This window comes from Streptomyces sp. NPDC090442 (assembly GCF_044769405.1).
Lineage (GTDB): Bacteria > Actinomycetota > Actinomycetes > Streptomycetales > Streptomycetaceae > Streptomyces.
Genome location: NZ_JBIVXW010000020.1, coordinates 24,542 through 44,273, shown reverse-complemented (window position 1 = coordinate 44,273; position 19,732 = coordinate 24,542). Strand labels below are relative to the sequence as shown.

At 72.6% G+C, this 19,732-nt stretch carries 14 protein-coding genes; 7 read left to right on the top strand and 7 right to left on the bottom strand.

Annotation, left to right across the window (positions count from 1 at the left end; genetic code table 11):
• The first annotated feature begins 9 nt into the window (after window positions 1-9).
• From nuoL to nuoN, 3 genes are read left to right on the top strand one after another with little or no spacing between them, the layout of a single operon-like run.
• Complete coding sequence (gene nuoL, locus ACIQU6_RS16430) at window positions 10-1,893, top strand: NADH-quinone oxidoreductase subunit L (protein ID WP_403482306.1); 1,884 nt, start codon at window positions 10-12, stop codon at window positions 1,891-1,893.
• Between the two features lie 4 nt (window positions 1,894-1,897).
• Window positions 1,898-3,586 carry an NADH-quinone oxidoreductase subunit M gene (locus ACIQU6_RS16425; RefSeq protein WP_403482305.1) on the top strand — a complete coding sequence of 563 codons (1,689 nt, stop codon included), beginning with the start codon at window positions 1,898-1,900 and terminating at the stop codon, window positions 3,584-3,586.
• Window positions 3,583-5,235, top strand: a complete 1,653-nt coding sequence (gene nuoN, locus ACIQU6_RS16420; RefSeq protein ID WP_403482304.1) for an NADH-quinone oxidoreductase subunit NuoN — start codon at window positions 3,583-3,585, stop codon at window positions 5,233-5,235. Before ACIQU6_RS16425 ends, nuoN begins: the two co-directional genes overlap by 4 nt.
• Window positions 5,236-5,325: 90 nt before the next feature.
• Here the strand turns inward: nuoN and ACIQU6_RS16415 are convergent, their stop codons facing one another.
• The gene (locus ACIQU6_RS16415; RefSeq protein ID WP_403482303.1) at window positions 5,326-5,814 is read right to left on the bottom strand and encodes a hypothetical protein; all 489 of its coding nucleotides are present in this window, start codon (window positions 5,812-5,814) and stop codon (window positions 5,326-5,328) included.
• Window positions 5,815-5,997: 183 nt separating this feature from the next.
• Complete coding sequence (gene fahA, locus ACIQU6_RS16410; RefSeq protein WP_403482302.1) at window positions 5,998-7,215, bottom strand: fumarylacetoacetase; 1,218 nt, start codon at window positions 7,213-7,215, stop codon at window positions 5,998-6,000.
• Window positions 7,216-8,054: 839 nt separating this feature from the next.
• Here fahA and ACIQU6_RS16405 point away from each other — a divergent pair.
• From ACIQU6_RS16405 to ACIQU6_RS16390, 4 genes are all read left to right on the top strand, one after another.
• Window positions 8,055-9,068: a polyprenyl synthetase family protein gene (locus ACIQU6_RS16405; RefSeq protein ID WP_403482301.1), complete on the top strand. Its 1,014-nt coding sequence runs from the start codon at window positions 8,055-8,057 to the stop codon at window positions 9,066-9,068.
• Between the two features lie 333 nt (window positions 9,069-9,401).
• A complete protein-coding gene (locus ACIQU6_RS16400; protein WP_403482300.1) occupies window positions 9,402-10,649 on the top strand; it encodes an outer membrane lipoprotein carrier protein LolA in 1,248 nt (415 codons plus the stop codon).
• A 194-nt stretch (window positions 10,650-10,843) separates the two neighbouring features.
• Complete coding sequence (locus ACIQU6_RS16395) at window positions 10,844-11,899, top strand: ABC transporter ATP-binding protein (protein WP_403482299.1); 1,056 nt, start codon at window positions 10,844-10,846, stop codon at window positions 11,897-11,899.
• A 34-nt stretch (window positions 11,900-11,933) separates the two neighbouring features.
• Entirely contained in the window at window positions 11,934-12,830 is an 897-nt protein-coding gene (locus tag ACIQU6_RS16390) for an ABC transporter permease (protein WP_403482377.1), read from the top strand.
• Between the two features lie 27 nt (window positions 12,831-12,857).
• Here the strand turns inward: ACIQU6_RS16390 and rarD are convergent, their stop codons facing one another.
• The 5 genes from rarD to ACIQU6_RS16365 all read right to left on the bottom strand — a co-directional run bounded on the left by rarD (window position 12,858) and on the right by ACIQU6_RS16365 (window position 19,612).
• Window positions 12,858-13,883, bottom strand: coding sequence for an EamA family transporter RarD (gene rarD, locus ACIQU6_RS16385; protein WP_403482298.1), 1,026 nt, complete (start codon window positions 13,881-13,883; stop codon window positions 12,858-12,860).
• 216 nt (window positions 13,884-14,099) lie between these two features.
• Window positions 14,100-15,194 (bottom strand): 2-oxoacid:ferredoxin oxidoreductase subunit beta, encoded by a 1,095-nt coding sequence (locus ACIQU6_RS16380; protein ID WP_403482297.1) that lies wholly within the window; start codon window positions 15,192-15,194, stop codon window positions 14,100-14,102.
• Window positions 15,187-17,139, bottom strand: a complete 1,953-nt coding sequence (locus tag ACIQU6_RS16375; protein WP_403482296.1) for a 2-oxoacid:acceptor oxidoreductase subunit alpha — start codon at window positions 17,137-17,139, stop codon at window positions 15,187-15,189. Before ACIQU6_RS16375 ends, ACIQU6_RS16380 begins: the two co-directional genes overlap by 8 nt.
• 305 nt (window positions 17,140-17,444) lie before the next feature.
• Window positions 17,445-18,104, bottom strand: a complete 660-nt coding sequence (locus ACIQU6_RS16370; protein WP_403482376.1) for a response regulator — start codon at window positions 18,102-18,104, stop codon at window positions 17,445-17,447.
• Between the two features lie 179 nt (window positions 18,105-18,283).
• The gene (locus ACIQU6_RS16365) at window positions 18,284-19,612 is read right to left on the bottom strand and encodes a sensor histidine kinase (RefSeq protein ID WP_403482295.1); all 1,329 of its coding nucleotides are present in this window, start codon (window positions 19,610-19,612) and stop codon (window positions 18,284-18,286) included.
• Window positions 19,613-19,732 lie beyond the last annotated feature (120 nt).

Sequence of the window (19,732 nt, the reverse complement as noted above, 5' to 3'; positions counted from 1 at the left end):
TCGCACAAAGTGGAGAACTTGATCGCGCTGCTCGTCGCGGCACCGCTGGTCGGTGCGGCCCTGCTGTTGTGCGGCGGCAAACGCCTGGACCGCGCCGGCCATTGGATCGGCTCGCTGCTCGCGGTGGCGTCGTTCGCCGTCGGGGTGGTGCTCTTCGTCGACCTGCTCGGCCGCGGCGCCGAGCACCGCACCCTGCACCAACACCTGTTCAGCTGGATCCCGGTCGGCGGCTTCCGGGCCGATGTGGCCTTCCAGCTCGACCAGTTGTCGATGACCTTCGTCCTGTTGATCACGGGCGTGGGCTCGCTGATCCACCTCTACTCGATCGGCTACATGGAGCACGACGAGCGGCGCCGCCGCTTCTTCGGCTACCTCAATCTCTTCCTGGCGGCGATGCTGCTGCTGGTCCTCGCCGACAACTACCTCCTCTTGTACGTCGGTTGGGAGGGCGTGGGCCTGGCGTCGTACCTGCTCATCGGGTTCTGGCAGCACAAGCCCAGCGCGGCCACCGCCGCGAAGAAGGCGTTCCTGGTCAACCGCGTCGGCGACATGGGCCTGTCGATCGCGGTGATGCTGATGTTCACCACCTTCGGCACCTTCGCGTTCGGCCCGGTGCTCGGCGCCGTCGGCCACACCTCCGAGGGGAAGCTGACCGCCATCGGGCTGGTGCTGCTGCTGGCCGCCTGCGGCAAGTCGGCGCAGGTGCCGCTCCAGTCCTGGCTGGGCGACGCGATGGAGGGCCCGACCCCGGTGTCGGCGCTGATCCACGCCGCCACCATGGTCACCGCCGGGGTGTATCTGATCACCCGCTCCGGGGCGATCTTCAACGCCGCGCCCACCGCCCAGGCCGCGGTGGTCGCGGTCGGCGCGGTCACCCTGTTGTTCGGTGCGATCGTCGGTTGCGCCAAGGACGACATCAAGAAGGCGCTGGCCGGCTCGACGATGTCGCAGATCGGCTACATGGTCCTGGCCGCCGGGCTGGGCCCGATCGGCTACGCCTTCGCGATCATGCACCTGGTCACCCACGGCTTCTTCAAGGCGGGGCTGTTCCTCGGCGCCGGCTCGGTGATGCACGGGATGAACGACGAGGTGGACATGCGCCGTTACGGCGGCCTGCGGAAGCACATGCCGATCACCTTCGTCACCTTCGGGCTCGGCTACCTGGCCATCATCGGCTTCCCCGGCCTGTCCGGCTTCTTCTCCAAGGACAAGATCATCGAGGCGGCGTTCGCGCGCGGCGGCACCGAGGGCTGGATCCTCGGCGGCGCGGCCCTGTTGGGCGCCGCGATCACCGCGTTCTACATGACGCGGGTGATGCTGATGACGTTCTTCGGCGAGAAGCGGTGGGACCCGGCGGAGTTCCATCCGCACGAGTCGCCGAAGTCGATGACGCTCCCGATGATCGTGCTGGCCGTCGGGTCGGTCTTCGCCGGCGGCCTGTTCAGCGTGGGCGACGCTTTCGTGCACTGGCTGGAGCCGGTCACCTCCTTCGCGGAGGGCCACTCCCCGGTGGGCGCCGGCGTGGTCACCGCCGCCACGATGGTGGTGCTGGTCCTCGGCGCCGGCCTCGCGTGGCTGATGTACGGCCGCAAGGAGGTCCCGGTGACCGCCCCGCGTGGTTCGCTGCTGACCCGGGCCGCCCGCCGCGATCTGCTCCAGGACGACTTCAACCACGTCGTCCTGGTGCGCGGCGGCGGGCATCTGACCCGCACGCTGGTCTCTTTGGACCACTCCCTGGTGGACGGCGCGGTCAACGGCACGGCGGCCGCGATGGGCGGACTCTCCAGCCGGCTGCGGCAGTTGCAGACCGGCTTCGTCCGCTCGTACGCGGCCCAGATGCTGGGCGGGGCCGCCGTTCTCGTCGCCGCGACCCTGCTGATGAGGGGTGTCTAAAGCCATGTCGTTTCCCCTGCTGACGGCGACCGCCGTGGTGCCGGCGATCGGTGCGATCGCCACCGCCGCGGTGCCCGCCGCCAAGCGCACCGTCGCCAAGTGGCTGGCGCTGCTGTTCTCGCTGGCCACGCTGGCGCTGGCGCTGGTGATCGCGGTGCGCTTCGACCCCGGTGCCAAGGGCCCGTTCCAGCTCACCGAGTCCCACGCCTGGATCCGGGACTTCGGGGTCCGCTACGACCTCGGCGTGGACGGCATCGCGGTCGCCCTGATCGCCCTGACCGCGCTGCTGATCCCGTTCGTGATGCTGGCCGGCTGGCACGACGCCGACCCCTTGGAGGGCGAGGCCGCGCCCGACGGCGGCTCCGCCGCGGGCAACCGCCGTTACAGCTGGCGGCCCACCCAGGGCTTCTTCGCGCTGATCCTGGCGGTTGAGGCGATGGTGGTGCTCTCCTTCGAGGCCACCGACGTCTTCCTCTTCTACCTCTTCTTCGAAGCCATGCTGATCCCGATGTACTTCCTCATCGGCGGCTTCGGGGACCGCGCCGGCGGGCGCGGCGAGCAGCAGGCCGCCGCCCAACGGTCGTACGCCGCGGTGAAGTTCCTGCTCTACAACCTCGTCGGCGGCCTGATCATGCTGGCCGCGGTGATCGGGCTGTACGCCGTCACCGCCCACCAGTTGGGCACCGGCACCTTCTCGCTCACCCAGATCGTGCAGGCCCGGGCGTCCGGCGCGCTGAACATCGACACCGGCACCGAGCGGCTGCTCTTCCTCGGCTTCTTCTTCGCCTTCGCGGTGAAGGCGCCGCTGTGGCCGTTGCACACCTGGCTGCCCAACGCCATGGGCGAGGCCACGTCCCCGGTCGCGGTGCTGATCACCGCGGTCGTCGACAAGGTCGGCACCTTCGCGATGCTGCGCTTCTGCCTCCAGCTCTTCCCGGAGGCCAGCAGCTGGGCCACCCCGGTGATCCTGGTGCTGGCGCTGATCAGCATCGTCTACGGTGCGCTGGTCGCGGTCGGCCAGCGGGACATCAAGCGGCTGATCGCCTACGCCTCGATCTCCCACTTCGGCTTCATCATCCTGGGCATCTTCGCGATGACGTCCCAGGGCCAGGGCGGCGCGACGCTCTACATGGTCAACCACGGCATCTCCACCGCCGCGTTGATGCTGGTGGCCGGCTTCCTGATCAGCCGCCGCGGGTCCCGTCTGATCGCGGACTTCGGCGGCGTGCAGAAGGTCGCCCCGGTCCTGGCCGGCACCTTCCTGGTCGGCGGTCTGGCCACCCTGTCGCTGCCCGGCCTGGCGCCCTTCGTCAGCGAATTCCTGGTCCTGGTCGGCACGTTCAGCCGCTATCCGGTGATCGGGATCATCGCCACCGTCGGCATCGTGCTGGCCGCGCTCTACGTCCTCGTCCTCTACCAGCGGACGATGACCGGCCCGGTCGGGGCGGAGGTCGACAAGATGCCCGACCTCAGGGCGCGCGAGCTGGTGGTGGTCGCGCCGCTGATCGCGCTGCTGCTCTTCCTCGGGGTGTACCCCAAGCCGCTCACCGACATCGTCAACCCGGCGGTCCAGCACACCCTGTCCGTTGTGGACAAGAAGGATCCCAAGCCCACCGTGCAGGTGGACGCCGTGCCGGGGGCGGGCCGGCACGGCCAGCCCGCGCAGACCCAAGACGTGGAGGCCGCGAAGTGAGTTCCGTGGCACGTGTCCACAGCCTGTGGACGGCGGCGGCCGGGACGCCGGGCAGAATCCCGGCCCCGAAGATCGAGTACGTCCAACTGTCGCCGACGCTCATCGTCCTCGGCGCCGCGGTGCTCGGCATCGTGGTCGAGGCGTTCTGGCCGCGCCGCAGCCGCTACCACGCCCAGGTACTGCTGTCCGTGGTGGCGCTGGCCGCCGCGTTCGCCGCGGTGATCGGCCTGGCGGCGGGCGGCTTCGGCTCGTCCAAGGCGCATCTGGCGGCGATGGGCGCGATCGCGGTGGACGGCCCGGCGCTGTTCCTCCAGGGCACCATCCTGCTGGTGTCGCTGATCGCGGTCTTCACCTTCGCCGAGCGCCGGTTGGACCCGACGGCGGACGGAAAGCCGGTGGACTCCTTCGCCGCGCAGGCCGCGGCCGTCCCCGGCGGCGAGGCCGAACGGGCCGCGGTCAAGGCCGGGTTCACCACCACCGAGGTCTTCCCGGTGCTGCTCTTCGCGGTCGGCGGCATGCTGGTCTTCCCGGCCGCCAACGACCTGCTGACCCTCTTCATCGCCCTGGAGGTCTTCTCCCTCCCGCTCTACATCCTGTGCGCACTGGCCCGACGCCAGCGGCTGCTCTCGCAGGAGTCCGCGGTGAAGTACTTCCTGCTCGGCGCCTTCTCCTCGGCGTTCCTGCTGTTCGGCGTCGCCCTGCTCTACGGCTACGCCGGCACCGTCAGCTACGCCGGGATCGCCGAGGTGGTCTCGGGCGGCGCCCGGCAGGTCGATCCGGCGCTGGCCGGCACGATGGGCAATGACGCGCTGCTGCTGATCGGCGGGGCGCTGGTGCTGATGGGCCTGTTGTTCAAGGTCGGCGCGGTGCCCTTCCACATGTGGACGCCGGACGTCTACCAGGGCGCCCCGACGCCGGTGACGGGCTTCATGGCGGCCGCCACCAAGGTCGCCGCGTTCGGTGCGCTGCTGCGGCTGCTCTACGTCGTGCTGCCGGGGATGCGCTGGGACTGGCGGCCGGTGATGTGGGGCGTGGCGATCCTGACGATGCTGGGCGGCGCGATCCTGGCCATCACCCAGACCGACATCAAGCGGCTGCTGGCCTACTCCTCCATCGCGCACGCCGGGTTCATCCTGGCCGGTGTCATCGCCGCCAGCCAGGACGGCATCTCCTCGGTGCTCTTCTACCTGGCGGCCTACTCCTTCGTCACGCTCGGCGCGTTCGCCGTGGTGACGCTGGTGCGGGACGCCGGCGGCGAGGCCACCCACCTGTCCAAGTGGGCCGGGCTCGGGCGGCGTTCGCCCCTGGTGGCCGCGGTCTTCGCGGTCTTCCTGCTGGCCTTCGCGGGCATCCCGCTGACGTCCGGGTTCGCCGGGAAGTTCGCGGTGTTCAAGGCGGCGGCGGAGAGCGGCGCGGGCTGGCTGGTGGTGATCGGTGTGATCTCCTCGGCGATCGCGGCGTTCTTCTACATCCGGGTGATCGTGCTGATGTTCTTCAACGAGCCGAAGGCCGACGGCCCCACGGTCGCGGTGCCCAGCGTCCTGACGTCCGGCGCCATCGCGGTCGGCGTCGCGGCCACGCTGGTGCTGGGCGTGGCCCCGCAGTACTTCCTCGATCTGGCCGGCCACGCGGGGCTCTTCATCCGCTGACCCGCCGACGCACCACGCACGGCCGCCGCCCGGTGTCCCGAGGGGACGCCGGGCGGCGGCCGTACGCGTGCCGGTCGGCCGGCCGCGCGGTCAACTCCTGGGCATGTCCGGCAGCTTGGGCATGTCCGGCACCTTCACGCTGCCGTCGTCGGCCTTGGTGTAGTGCTCGGTCGGGCCGCCCTTCCACTTCACGGTCAGGGTCTTGCCGTCCGCGCCCGGTTCGAGGACGCCCATGGTGTGGCTGGTGGAGCCGTCGGTGCACTTGAGGACGGCCATGGTCGCGCCGCCCATCGTCTCCACCTTGCCCATGCAGGCGGACTGGTGCCCCTGGCTGAACGCGGCGGTGCCCTTGGCGACCACCAGGACCAGCGGGCTGGCGGAGGAGCCGCTCTTCCAGGCGCCCTCGACGGCGCCCGGCTGCGCGGCCTTGCCGTCGCCGCCGGTCGGGGCCGAGGGGGTGGACTCCGGCGTCTTGCTGGGGGTGCTCGCGTCCTTGCCGCTGTCGCCGCTGCTTCCGCAACCGCTGAGCAGGAGCGCGGCGATGGCGGCCACCCCGGCGAACTGCGCTGCCTTGCGCACGTACGTCTCCTCCGTCGTCGTGGGACAGGGAGACGTGAGGCTAGCAGCGGAACGGGGCGCGTGGCGCGGCCCGTTGGCCGTCACGCCCCTTTCCTCCCGTATGGCGCGCTCGACGGCCCGCCGTGCGCTCCGCCCGGCCGCCTCCGGCTCCGCCGGGGCGGGCGGAGGCGGCCGGGCGGCGGGTCACGCCGGGAGCTGGGCGGCCGGCAGCACCCGGCCGGTGACCTCGCCGAGCCCGATCCGGCCCCCGTCCGGGCCGGGCGCCCAGGCGGTGAGGGTGACCTCGTCGTCGTCCTGGAGGTAGGGGCCGTTGCCCTTGGTGAGCTCCAGCAGGCAGCCGAGCTGGTCGGGCTCGGGTCCGGAGACGGTGCCGGAGGCGTAGAGGTCGCCGGTGCGCAGCGACGCCCCGTTGACCGTCATGTGGGCCAACTGCTGGGCGGCCGTCCAGTACATCGACGCGAACGGCGGGCGGGAGACCACCTCGCCGTTGAGCCGCACCTCGATGCGCAGGTCGAGGCCGCCCGGCTCGGCGTCGGCGTCGTCCAGGTACGGCAGCGGTGCCACGTCCCGGGTCGGCGGTGCCGTCCGGGCCGCGTCGAAGGCGTCCAGCGGCGTGATCCAGGCGGAGACCGAGGTCGCGAAGGACTTGCCGAGGAACGGGCCGAGCGGCTGGTACTCCCAAGCCTGGATGTCGCGGGCGGACCAGTCGTTGACCAGGCAGACGCCGAAGACGTGGTCCCGGAAGCCGGCCAGGCCCACCGGCGCGTGCAGCGCGGAGGGCGTGCCGACGACGAAGCCGACCTCGGCCTCGATGTCCAGGCGGGTGGACGGGCCGAAGACCGGCGCCGGGTCCTGCGGGCTCTTGCGCTGGCCGTGCGGCCGCACCACCGGGGTGCCGGTCACCACGACGGTGCCGGCCCGGCCGTGGTAACCGATCGGCAGGTGCTTCCAGTTGGGCGGCAGGGCGGCGCCGTCGGGGCGGAAGATCCGGCCGACGTTGGTGGCGTGGTGCTCGCTGGAGTAGAAGTCGACGTAGTCGGCGACCTCGAAGGGCAGGTGCAGGGTGACGCCGTCCAACGGGCGCAGCAGCGGGGCCACCGCGGTGCGGTGCGCGGGGTCGGTCAGGGCGGTGCGGACGGCGGCGCGGACCTCCTGCCAGGCGGGGCGGCCCGCGGCCAGCAGGGGGTTGAGGGTGGCGGCGCCGAGCGGTGCGGCGTGCGGCGCGGGCACCAGGCCCGGCACGGCGTCCGGGAGGGCCGCCAGGTCGAGGACGTGGCGGCCGTAGCGGACGCCGAGCCGGCGCAGGCCGGGGGCGTCGGCGGTGCTGAAGACGCCGTAGGGAAGGGTGTGCGGGCCGAAGGGGTCGCCTTCCGCCAGGTCGAACGGGTTCTGCTCGGGCATGGGGACTGCTCCTCGCGTTCGTCGTCGCCGGTGGGCGGCCGGTGGGGCGCCCCGCCCGAACCGCGGTGTGCGCGGCGGGTGGGCGCTCCGGGGTGCCGGTGGGTCCGTCGATCAGGGTACGACCGGTGGCGATCAACGGGGCGGCCCTCGGCGGGGAACGGGCGGTCGGTGACCGGGAAACGGCGGGCGGGGCGGGCGTCCGCGATGCGTCGGGCCGCAGATGCCATTAATTGCCGTTGATTGCTGCGAGTTGCCGGGAATTGCCGCGGATCGCCGGAGGCGCTCAGGGGCGTCGGGAGCCCGCGGGCAATCGCCGGGAAAGGTGGGGAAGTTCCGGAATGGCGGGGGAAGTGCCGTGCCGTGCTTCGCCGTTCGGGCCGGTGGGGGTGTCGGCCCGGTGGGCGCACCGGTCCTGGGGGGCGTCCCGGTCCGCGGGGGTGCGCGGGGCGGTTGCGACGTTCACGACTCTCCCACGGCTCCTCCATGTCCCCGCGGAGCGGGACGGGGGCGCCCGCCCGCCGTCCGCTACCGAAGAGAGTGAACGGCGTGGGCCCGGCGAAGGGTCGGCCGGGCGTCTGTCGGGTGTCCGTTCCGCCGGTCACCACGGTGACGCCAGGGGCTCTTGGGGCATCTGCAGCCCCTGTCGTCCCACCGTCCCCGCGGAAGGCCGGGCCGGAAATCGATCAAGAACAGACCGGCGGGACGGCTTCTGTGCTGGCCGAGTGGTTCGGGGGGCGGGCGCTCGCGGTGATCCAACCGTGACCGGATACGCTGGCCAATGGTGAAGACAGCGACAGATCGACATTCCGTTTGATCGTCAGCAGACAGGAGTACCCCTCGTGACCGTCGTCGGGCCCATTGGGCTGAGCGTGCGGGACAAGGCTCTCGAAGCCGATGTCCAGGCCGGGTTGGCGGCTGTCGAGGAGGGCCTGCTGGAGGCCACCAAGAGCGATGTGCCGTTCATCACCGAGGCCGCGCAGCATCTGGTGCGCGCCGGCGGCAAGCGGTTCCGTCCGCTGCTGGTGATGCTGGCCGCCCAGTTCGGCGACCCCTTCAGCCCCGGCGTGGTCCCCTCGGCCGTCGTCGTGGAGCTGACGCACCTGGCGACGCTCTACCACGACGACGTGATGGACGAGGCCGAGGTGCGCCGCGGCGTCGCCAGCGCCAACGCCCGCTGGGGCAACTCCGTCGCGGTGCTCACCGGCGACTTCCTCTTCGCCCGCGCCTCGCACATCCTCGCCGACCTCGGCCCCGACGCGGTCCGGATCCAGGCCGAGGCGTTCGAGCGCCTGGTGACCGGCCAGATCCTGGAGACCGCCGGTCCGCGCGACGGCCGCGACCCGATCGAGCACTACCTGGACGTCCTCGCCGGCAAGACCGGCTCGCTGGTCGCCGTCGCCTGCCGCTTCGGCGCGATGATGTCCGGCGCCGACGAGACGATCGTCAACATCCTCACCCAGTACGGCGAGCGGCTGGGCACGGCCTTCCAGCTCGCCGACGACGTGCTGGACATCGCCAGCGACTCGCACGAGTCCGGCAAGACGCCCGGCACCGACCTGCGTGAGGGCATCGCGACGCTGCCGGTGCTGCGGCTGCGGGCGCTCGCCGAGTCCGACGCCGGCACCGCCGAGGACCGGGCGCTGTGCGAGCTGTTGGCCGGCGACCTCACCGACGACGCCCGGCACGCCGAGGCGCTGGCCGGGCTGCGCGCCCACCCGGCGCTGGAGCAGGCCCGCCGGGACACCGTGCGCTACGCCGAGGAGGCCCGCGCGTCGCTGGCGCCGCTGCCGGAGTGCCTGGCGAAGACGGCCCTGGAGGGGCTGTGCGACACGGTGGTGCACCGGGCGGGCTGAGCCGCCGACACCGGAACGTCCGGGCCGGGCCCGGACGTTCCGCCTTTCCCCGCCTTCCCCGATCTCCCCTAGGGCTTCCCCTACGGCATCCCCGCCGGGGCGCTGCGCCCGCGGTCGTACGTGTGGCGCCGAGCGGTGCTCCGGTGTCATCCCACAGCAGTACGCGGAGTTGGCCCTGCGGGTTGACGCTGTCGTGCGCGAGTTTTGGTGGGATGGAGACACCACGAAGCGGCGGAGCGGGCCATCATGGTCCGGCGGACTGGGGGCACCACCAGCGTCGGCTGGGGGAGCGTGCACGACACCACACCGCCGCACACGACGGAGGTAGGCCAGATGGTAGGGAACGAACCGACTGAGGTCGCCGGGGAATGGGGCGGGGGGCGCTCCGCGAAGCGCCGTAAGGCGGTGCGGTACGCCGTGCCGGTCGCGGTGGCGGGGGTGACGGCCGCGACGATCGGGCTGGTCCCGGCGTTCGCCGGGTCCGGTTCCCCGGATCTGCCGAAGATCTCCGCCCAGGACCTGATAGCGAAGATCGCCAAGTCCGACGTCCAGCAGCTCTCCGGCACGGTCCAGGTCACCACCGACCTCGGCCTGCCCGCCCTGCCGGGCGGCGCGGGTGCCGGCGGCTTCGGCGGCGGCGCGAAGGGCGGCGGAGCGGATGCTTCCGCCTCGCCGCAGAGCAAGTTGACCGAGCTGGCGTCCGGGACGCACACCCTGCGGGTCGCCGCCGACGGCCCCGAGAAGCAGCGGGTGTCGCTCGTGGGCCAGTCCGCCGACTACACCCTCGTCCACAACGGCAACGACGTCTGGGCGTACGACAGCGGCAGCAACACCGTCGTGCACCACAGCGCCCCCAAGGGCGCCCACCACGGCACCCCGCGCGACCTGCCCAAGGACGTGCAGAACGCCACCCCGCAGGAGCTCGCCAAGCAGGCGCTGAAGGCGGCCGGGGACACCACCTCGGTGACGGTCGGCGACACCGCCAAGGTCGCCGGGCGGGACGCGTACCAGCTCGTCCTCACGCCCAAGCAGGCCGGCTCCACGGTCGGTTCGATCCGGGTCGCGGTGGACGCGGCCAACGGCGTCCCGCTGAAGTTCACCCTCACCCCCAAGAGCGGCGGCCCGGCCGCGATCGACGTCGGCTACACCCGCGTCGACTTCGCCCGCCCGGCCGCGGACACCTTCGCCTTCACCCCGCCCAAGGGCGCCAAGGTGGAGAACGGCGACCGGGCCGAGGGCAAGGCCGCCCGCCAGCACGGCAAGGACCTCGGCGGCCTCAACGGCCTCAAGGACCACAAGGGTTCACAGGACTTCGGCGGGTTCGACGTGCTCGGCAAGGGCTGGACGTCCATCGCCACCCTCAAGGCCCCCGGCGGGCCCGGCGGCAAGGACCAGCTCGCCAAGGGCGAGGCCGGCAAGCTGATGGACAGCCTGGGCTCCAAGGTGAGCGGTTCGTTCGGCTCCGGCCACGTCTTCAGCACCCGACTGGTCAACGCCCTGCTCACCGACGACGGCACGGTCTATGTGGGCGCCGTCGACAAGCAGGCCCTGATAGCCGCGGCCGACGCCGCGAAGAAGTAACGGGCCGGCGGCGGCCGGGCCGCGCCGCGTCTCCCGCCCGGGAGGAGCGGCGCGGTCCGTACGCGGTCCGTACGCGGTCCGTACGCGGTCCGTACGCGGTCCGTACGGGCCGGTAAGCGGTCCGTACGCCCTGTCGGGTGCTCCACAGGGGCGTCGCCCCAAGGGGCCGTCATGCGCGAGGAGTTGGGGAGACCGTGTCATCACCACCGTCCGCGGACGAGGAGCGCGCGGCGCCGCGGGACGCGGACCGGGTGATCGAGACCCGCGGGCTGACCAAGACCTACCGCGGCGGCCGGCCCGCGGTGGACGGCCTGGACCTCGCCGTGCCGCGCGGCAGCGTCTTCGGGTTCCTCGGCCCCAACGGCTCCGGCAAGACCACCACCATCCGGATGCTGATGGGGCTGATCGAGCCGACCGCCGGCACCGCCCGGGTCCTCGGCCGGACGATGCCCGGCGCGGTCCGCCAGGTGCTGCCCAGGGTCGGCGCGCTCATCGAGGGCCCGGCGCTCTACGGCTTCCTCAGCGGCCGGGACAACCTGCGCCGGTTCGACGCCGCCGACCCGGCCGCCGACCCCCGCACCCGGAGCGAGCGGGTCGGCCGGGCGCTGGAGCGGGTGGGCCTGGCCGCCGCGGCCGGCAAGAAGGCGCGCACCTACTCCCTCGGCATGAAGCAGCGGCTGGGGCTGGCCGCCGCCCTGCTCCAGCCGCGCGAACTGCTGGTGCTGGACGAGCCGACCAACGGCCTGGACCCGCAGGGCATGCGGGAGATCCGCACCCTGGTACGGGAGTTGGCGGCGGACGGCACCACGGTCTTTCTCTCCTCCCACCTCCTCGACGAGATCGAGCAGGTCTGCACCCATGCCGCGGTGATGGCCCGGGGCCGGCTGGTCACCCAGGGCCCGGTCGCCGGCCTCACCTCCGCCGTGCTCGGCCCGGCCGCCCGCGCCCGGTTGGTGGTGGCCACGCCCGATCCCGCCGAGGCGATCCGGGTGCTCGGGGAGCGCGGCCTGACCGGGCTGCGGGCCGACGGCGACCGCGTCACGGGCGAACTGCCCGCGGCCGCACCCCAGGGCACGGCGCCGGCGGACGGCACGGCGATGGCGGACGACTCCGTGCCACCGGACCCGGCGGAGCTGAACGCCGCACTGGTCCGCGCCGGGGTCCGGGTCCGGGCCTTCGGCACCGAACGGGCGTCCCTGGAGGACGTCTTCGTCCAGCTCACCGGGGAGGGGTTCGATGTCGCGGGATGAGACGGCGGAGCGGCCGGCGCGGCGGTCCGGGGTGATGACGGCGATCGTGCCCCCGCCACCCCCGCCCTTCCCCTCGCCCTCGTCGGAGGCGCGCCGGGCCCACCGGGCGCGCTGGTCACCGCAGTTGCTGCGCAGCGAGCTCGCCACGACGTTCCGGCGCTGGCGCACCCTGGTCCTGCTGGCGGTGCTGGCCGCCGTCCCGGTCCTGGTCGGTATCGCCGTGCGGATCCAGACCGGGGGCTCCGGCGGCGACGACCGCGGCCCGGCGTTCCTCGCCGGCATCGCCGGCAACGGCCTCTTCCTGGTCTTCACCGCCCTCGCGGTGACGCTGCCGGTGTTCCTGCCGATGGCGGTCGGGGTGATCGCGGGCGACGCGGTCGCCGGCGAGGCGCACACCGGGACGCTGCGCTACCTCCTCGTCGCCCCCGCCGGCCGCGGCCGCCTGTTGCTCGCCAAGTTCGCCACGGTCATGGCGTTCTGCGCGGTGGGCACCCTCGTCGTGGCGCTCTCCGCGCTGATCACCGGCGCGCTGCTGTTCCCCCTGGGCAAGGTGACGCTGCTGTCGGGGACGTCCATATCCTTCGGCGAGGGGCTGCTGCGGGCGCTGGCCGTCGCGGGCGTCGTGGCGCTCTCGCTGCTCGGGGTGGCGGCCCTCGGCCTGTTCGTCTCCACTCTCACCGACAGCGGCGTCGCCGCCATGGCCACGACGGTCGGCCTGGTGCTCACCGCCCAGATCCTGGACGGCATACCGCAGCTCCAGGCCATCCAGCCGTACCTCTTCCCGCACTACTGGCTGTCCTTCGCCGACCTGCTCCGCGACCCGGTCTACTGGGACGGGATCTGGCGGGACCTCGGCCTCCAGGCGCTCTACGCCGCGGTGTTCGGGTCGGCGGCCTGGGCGCGGTTCACCACCCGCGACATCACGGCCTGAGGGGCTGACGGGCCGGCGCCCGGCGGCCTACCGGCCCGGCTCCCCGGCGCCGGCCGGCGGAGCGGCGGCCGAAGGAGCCGCCGGCTCCGCCGCGGCGCGCTCGGTCTCCAGCGCCTCCGTCGCCGCCCTCTCGCCCGCCAGCGCCCCCGCGGCGGCCAGTGCGGCCCGCCCCCGACGGGCGGTCCGCAGCGCGTCCCAGGTCAGCATCGCCAGCGCGGCCCACACCAGCACGAAGCCGGCCCAGCGCTCGGCCGGCATCTCCTCGTGGAAGACCGCGAGTCCCAGCAGGAACTGGAAGGTCGGCGCCAGGTACTGGAGCATCCCGAGGGTGGTCAGCGGCAGCCGTACCGCCGAGGCGCCGAAGCAGATCAGCGGCACCGCGGTCGCGACGCCGCATCCCGCCAGCAGCAGCGCCTGCCCGGTCCCGCCGCTGACGAACACGGACTGCCCGCGCACGCCCAGGTAGATCAGGAAGCCCAGCGCCGGCAGCGCCTGGAGGGCGGTCTCGGCGCTGAAGCCCTCGATGCCGTCCAGCTTGATGCCCTTCTTCACCAGCCCGTACGTGGCGAACGACAGCGCCAGCCCGAGCGCGATCCAGGGCATCCGCCCGTAGGCGACGGTCATCACGACCACGGCCAGGGTGCCGACGCCCACCGCCGCCCACTGGAGCGGCCGCAGCCGCTCGCGCAGCACCAGCACCCCGAACGCGATGCTCACCAGCGGGTTGATGAAGTAGCCGAGCGAGGCCTCCAGGACGTGCCCGGTGTTGACCGCCCAGATGTAGAGGAACCAGTTCAGCGAGATCACCACGGCGCAGACCAGCACCAGTCCGAGCCTCTTGGGCTGGCGCAGCAGCGGGCGGATCCAGGACCAGCGGCGCAGCGCCGCCAGGAGGACCAGGGCCACCGGGAGCGACCACGCCATGCGGTGGGCCAGGATCTCGGCCGGCGCGGCGGCGTCCAACAGGTGCCAGTAGAGCGGCAGCAGGCCCCACATGGTGTAGGCGGCGAGGCCGTACGCGAGGCCCGTGCGCTGGTCGGTTCGGGACGGCAAGGGGGCCTCCAGAGGGTGCGGTCGATCCTGTGCAAGGTAGCGCCGCCCGCCCCTGATGTCATGCCCGTTCCGAAATACGGTCATGACATCAGGGGCGGGCCGGTGGGGTGGGCCCCGTGCCCCCCTCAACGCCGCGGCGGGTGCCCGCCGGAGCGCGCCTGCGCGCTCCGGCGGGCACCCGCCGGGGGTGTGGCCGGATCCGGCCCGGGTGTGGGGCTAGCCGACGACCGTCCAGGTGTCGTTGCCGGCCAGCAGGGCGGACAGGTCGCCCTTGCCCTTCTGCTCGACGGCGGTGTCCAACTGCTCGGCCATCAAGGCGTCGTAGACCGGCCGTTCGACGTCCCGCAGCACGCCGATCGGGGTGTGGTAGAGGGTGTCGGGGTCGGCGATCCGGGACAGCGCGAAGGCCGTGGTGGGGGAGGGGTGGTGCGCGTCGTGCACCAGCACGGCGTCGGCGCCCTCCTCGGTGACGTCGATGACCTTGAGGTCGCCGGTGGCCGGGTCGCGGACGACGCCCTTGGCGCCGAGGCCGTCGGCCGCGGGGGCGCCGAACCGGATCGGCTGCCCGTGCTCCAGCCGGATCACCGCCTCCTGCGCCTGCTCCTTGTCCTTGAGCGCCTCGAAGGCACCGTCGTTGAAGATGTTGCAGTTCTGGTAGATCTCCACCAGGGCCGTGCCCGGGTGGGCGGCGGCCGCGCGCAGCACCGAGGTGAGGTGCTTGCGGTCGGAGTCGACGGTGCGGGCCACGAAGGACGCCTCGGCACCCAGCGCCAGCGAGACCGGGTTGAACGGCGCGTCCAGCGAGCCCATCGGCGTCGACTTGGTGATCTTGCCGAGCTCGGAGGTGGGGCTGTACTGGCCCTTGGTCAGCCCGTAGATCCGGTTGTTGAACAGCAGGATCTTGAGGTTGACGTTGCGCCGCAGGGCGTGGATGAGGTGGTTGCCGCCGATGGAGAGGGCGTCGCCGTCACCGGTGACCACCCACACCGACAGATCGCGGCGGGAGGATGCCAGTCCCGTGGCGATGGCCGGGGCGCGGCCGTGGATGGAGTGCATCCCGTAGGTGTTCATGTAGTACGGGAAGCGGGAGGAGCAGCCGATGCCGGAGACGAAGACGATGTTCTCCTTCGCCAGGCCGAGCTCCGGCATGAAGCCCTGGACGGCGGCGAGGACGGCGTAGTCGCCGCAGCCGGGGCACCAGCGCACTTCCTGGTCCGACTTGAAGTCCTTCATGGACTGCTTCGCCGTGGCCTTGGGCACCAGGGAGAGCGCCTCGATCGGCGCGGGCGTCGCCGCGGCCGTGTCAGTCATTGATGGCCTCCTTAAAGACCTCCGCGAGCTGCTCGGCCTTGAACGGCATCCCGCTGACCTGGGTGTGGATGCGTGCGTCGACGAGGTACTTCGCGCGCAGCAGCGTGGCGAGCTGGCCGAGGTTCATCTCCGGCACGATCACCTTGTCGTAACGCGCGAGGACCTCGCCGAGATTCCCCGGGAAGGGGTTGAGGTGGCGCAGGTGCGCCTGGGCGATGCGCTGCCCGGCGCCCCGGACCCGCCGCACCGCCGCGGTGATCGGCCCGTAGGTGGAACCCCAGCCCACCACCAGGGTGTCCGCGCCGCGGCCGGCCTCGTCCTCGGGGTCGTCGACCTCGACGTCGGGGACGGTGACGCCGTCCACCTTCGCCTGGCGGGTGCGGACCATGAAGTCGTGGTTGGCCGGGTCGTAGGAGATGTTGCCGGTGCCGTCCTGCTTCTCGATGCCGCCGATGCGGTGCTCCAGGCCGGGCGTGCCGGGCAGCGCCCAGGGTCGGGCCAGGCTCTGAGGGTCGCGCTTGTAGGGCCAGAACACCTCGGTGCCGTCCGCCAGCTCGTGGTTGGGGCCGCTGGCGAACTGCACGCGCAGGTCGGGGAGTTGGTCGACCTCGGGGATCCGCCAGGGCTCCGAGCCGTTGGCCAGGTAGCCGTCGGAGAGCAGGAAGACCGGGGTGCGGTAGGTGAGCGCGATCCGGGCCGCGTCCAGCGCCGCGTCGAAGCAGTCGGCCGGCGTCTTCGGCGCCACGATCGGCACCGGCGCCTCGCCGTTGCGGCCGTACATCGCCTGCAGCAGGTCGGCCTGCTCGGTCTTGGTGGGCAGGCCCGTCGACGGGCCGCCGCGCTGGATGTCGACGATCAGCAGCGGGAGTTCGAGGCTGACCGCCAGGCCGATGGTCTCGGACTTCAGTGCCACACCGGGCCCGGAGGTGGTGGTCACCGCCAGCGAGCCGCCGAACGCCGCACCCAAAGCGGCGCCGATGCCCGCGATCTCGTCCTCCGCCTGGAACGTCCGCACGCCGAAGTTCTTGTGCTTGGACAGCTCGTGCAGGATGTCCGAGGCCGGGGTGATCGGGTACGAGCCGAGGTACAGCGGCAGGTCGGCCTGGTGGGACGCGGCGACCAGGCCGTAGGAGAGCGCCAGATTGCCGGAGATGTTGCGGTAGGTGCCGGTCGGGAAGGCCGCGGTGGCCGGCGCGACCTCGTAGGAGGTGGCGAAGTCCTCGGTCGTCTCGCCGAAGTTCCAGCCCGCCCTGAAGGCCGTGACGTTCGCCTCCGCGATGTCCGGCTTCTTCGCGAACTTCGCCCGCAGGAACTTCTCGGTGCCCTCGGTGGGCCGGTGGTACATCCACGACAGCAGGCCCAGCGCGAACATGTTCTTGCTGCGCTCGGCCTCCTTGCGGGAGAGCCCGAACTCCTTGAGCGCCTCGATGGTCAGCGTCGTCAACGGCACCGGGTGGACGTTGTACGCCGAGAGCGTGCCGTCCTCCAGAGGGTTGGTCGCGTAGCCGACCTTCGCCATCGGGCGCTTGGTGAACTCGTCGGTGTTGACGATGATCTCCGCGCCGCGCGGCACGTCGCCGAGGTTGGCCTTCAGCGCGGCCGGGTTCATCGCCACCAGGACGTTCGGCGCGTCGCCGGGGGTGAGGATGTCGTGGTCGGCGAAGTGCAGCTGGAAGCTGGAGACGCCGGGCAGCGTGCCGGCGGGGGCGCGGATCTCGGCGGGGAAGTTGGGCAGCGTCGACAGGTCGTTGCCGAACGACGCCGTCTCGGACGTGAAACGGTCACCGGTGAGCTGCATGCCGTCACCGGAGTCGCCGGCGAACCGGATGATCACCCGGTCCAGGCGCTGGACCTCCTTGCCCGCGCCGCCGTCGCCGGACGCGCGCTGTTCCCCGACAAGCGCTCCGTCGGCCTGTTCGGCTGTGCTACTGACCTGGCTGGTCACTGCTTCGGACCTCCCTCAAGGGGTACGGCGACCCCGCCGGACGCAGGGCGTGGGACGGGTCGTACCGACCGGTTGTCCCATAACCATCGTACGTGGGTAAGGGTGCCCTTCCCTGGACCGGTCGCATGGTGGACGCCGGGATGAGACACCGTTCTGTCGTGATGTGTCATCGAATTACTGCCCCCGTCACCCTGCCTCCCTCACCCGGCGCCCTCATCCATTGGTGCTAGGACCATCGTTCTACGCCGGGGCCCCGACCGCCGGAAGATCGGGACATTGCCGATACCTGGCAGAGTGTCAGCCCGCTAGGAGTTGAGATAGGTGAGGACCGCGAGCACCCGGCGGTGATCCCCGTCACTCGGCGTCAGGCCCAGCTTGAGGAAGATGTTGCTGACGTGCTTCTCGACCGCGCCGTCGCTGACCACGAGCTGCCGGGCGACCGCGGAGTTGGTCCGGCCCTCGGCCATCAGCCCCAGCACCTCGCGCTCCCGCGGCGTCAGATGCGCCAGCACGTCCTGCTTGCGGCTGCGGCCCAGCAACTGGGCCACCACCTCCGGGTCCAGCGCGGTGCCGCCGCCGGCCACCCGGACCACCGCGTCCACGAACTCCCGCACCTCGGCGACCCGGTCCTTGAGCAGGTAGCCGATGCCCCGGCTCGACCCGGCCAGCAGCTCGGTGGCGTACTGCTCCTCGACGTACTGCGACAGCACCAGCACCCCGACCTCCGGGTGGTCCCGGCGCAGTCGGAGCGCGGCCCGCACGCCCTCGTCGGTGTGGGTCGGCGGCATCCGCACGTCGGCCACCACCACGTCCGGTGGGGTGCCCGCGCCGGCCAGCTCGGCGACCGTCCGCACCAGCGCCTCGCCGTCGCCCACGCCCGCCACGACCTCGTGCCCGCGGTCGGTCAGCAACCGCGTCAGCCCTTCCCGCAGCAGCACCGAGTCCTCGGCGATGACCACCCGCACCCTGTCCTCCACGACGACGATTCCCCCCACGTTCCCTACGGTCCAGCCTGCCGCCCCCCAGCATCCCAGCATCCGGACCGGGGCGGGTGGGTGAGGGGGAGGGAGGGGAGCGGGGCACCCGCGCGGGTGGGGCCGGACCCCCGTCCCGGTCCCACCCGCGCGGGCCGTACGCGCCGCCGTCAGCCGCGCCAGGGCAGCTCGGCGGTGACGACGGTGGGGCCGCCGGCCGGTGAGTCCACCACCAGCAGGCCGTCGACGGAGTCCAGCCGCTCGGCGAGGCCGGCCAGCCCGCCGCCGGCCGCGGTGCTCGCGCCGCCCCGGCCGTCGTCCGACACCAGCAGCATCAGCCTGTCCGGGGTGTGCCAGACGTCCACCGCGGCGTGGTCCGCGGCGCTGTGCTCGGCGACGTTCCGGAGCAGTTCGGAGACGGTGAAGTAGGCCATGCCCTCGATGGCCGCGGCCGGGCGGCGGTCCAGGTCCACCTCGACCGCGACCGGCACCGGGCAGCGCCCGGCCAGTGCGGAGAGCGCCGGGCCCAGTCCGCGGTCGGTGAGGATGGCCGGGTGGATGCCGCGGGCCAGGTCGCGCAGCTCCTGGAGCGCGATCTTCACCTCACCGTGCGCCTCGTCCACCATCGCCGCCGCCGCGCGCGGGTCCTGCGCCAACTTCTCCTTGGCCAGCCCGAGATCCAGTGCCAGCGCCGCCAGCCGGGCCTGCGCGCCGTCGTGCAGGTCCCGCTCGATGCGCCGCAGATCGGCGGCGGCGGTGTCCACCACCACCCCGCGGTCCGACTCCAGCTCGATGACCCGGGTGGCCAGCGACGACGGCCCCAGCAGCCCGCGCACCAGGAGCCGGTCCACCTGCGTCAGCCCGCGGAACAGCCACGGCCCGGCCAGCACCATCAGCAGCCCGAACCCGCCGCTCACCGCGGCCGCCACCGCCGGGCTGACATAGAGGACGGTGGTGCCGTCGCCCCACAACTGGACGCCCGGCAGCCCGGCATACGGGCGGACGAGCCAGAACCACAGCGGGAAGGTCAGCAGCGCCCACCCCACCGTCCAGAACGTCACCGCCAGGACGAACGCGAACAGCGCCCACGGGAAGACCAGGAACGCATAGAGCAGATGCCGCCAGGACGCCCCGCTCTTGAGGACCGCACCGACCCACGCCATCAGCCCCGGCTTCGCGGGGCGCAGCGGCTCCGGCGCGGCCACCTCCAGCCCCAGCAGCGCCCGCGCCCGGGCCCGTTCCAGCGCGCCCAGCCCCCGGCCGCCGGCCAGCCCGCCGGCCAACACCGGGACGCCCAGGAACGTGATCAGCAGCCCGGCGCTCAGCGCGACCACGGTGACCGCGTAGCCGAACGTCAGGCAGGCGATCGGCAGGCTCAGGCAGAGGTGGAGGAACTCCCGCCAGGTGCGCCCGGCGAAGGGGGCGCGCAGGCCCACCGGCACCCGGGGACCGTCGGTCCGCGGCGGGTGGGCGGGGTGCGCCAGATACGCGGTGTCCATGTCTCGTCGTCGTCCTTCTGCCGTGGCGTCCGGCGCCGGCCCGGCGCCGATTCCGGGTGGCGCTGCCGGCCCCTGCCGGCTCCGTCCAGCGTCGGGCACCACCGGCGCCCGGGCCATGAG

Coding starts and splice junctions, on each gene's coding strand:
- ACIQU6_RS16365 (WP_403482295.1), bottom strand. CDS start 19,612: ATGGACACCGCGTATCTGGCGCACCCCGCCCACCCGCCGCGGACCGAC.
- ACIQU6_RS16390 (WP_403482377.1), top strand. CDS start 11,934: ATGACGGCGATCGTGCCCCCGCCACCCCCGCCCTTCCCCTCGCCCTCG.
- ACIQU6_RS16425 (WP_403482305.1), top strand. CDS start 1,898: ATGTCGTTTCCCCTGCTGACGGCGACCGCCGTGGTGCCGGCGATCGGT.
- ACIQU6_RS16380 (WP_403482297.1), bottom strand. CDS start 15,194: ATGACTGACACGGCCGCGGCGACGCCCGCGCCGATCGAGGCGCTCTCC.
- ACIQU6_RS16400 (WP_403482300.1), top strand. CDS start 9,402: ATGGTAGGGAACGAACCGACTGAGGTCGCCGGGGAATGGGGCGGGGGG.
- fahA (WP_403482302.1), bottom strand. CDS start 7,215: ATGCCCGAGCAGAACCCGTTCGACCTGGCGGAAGGCGACCCCTTCGGC.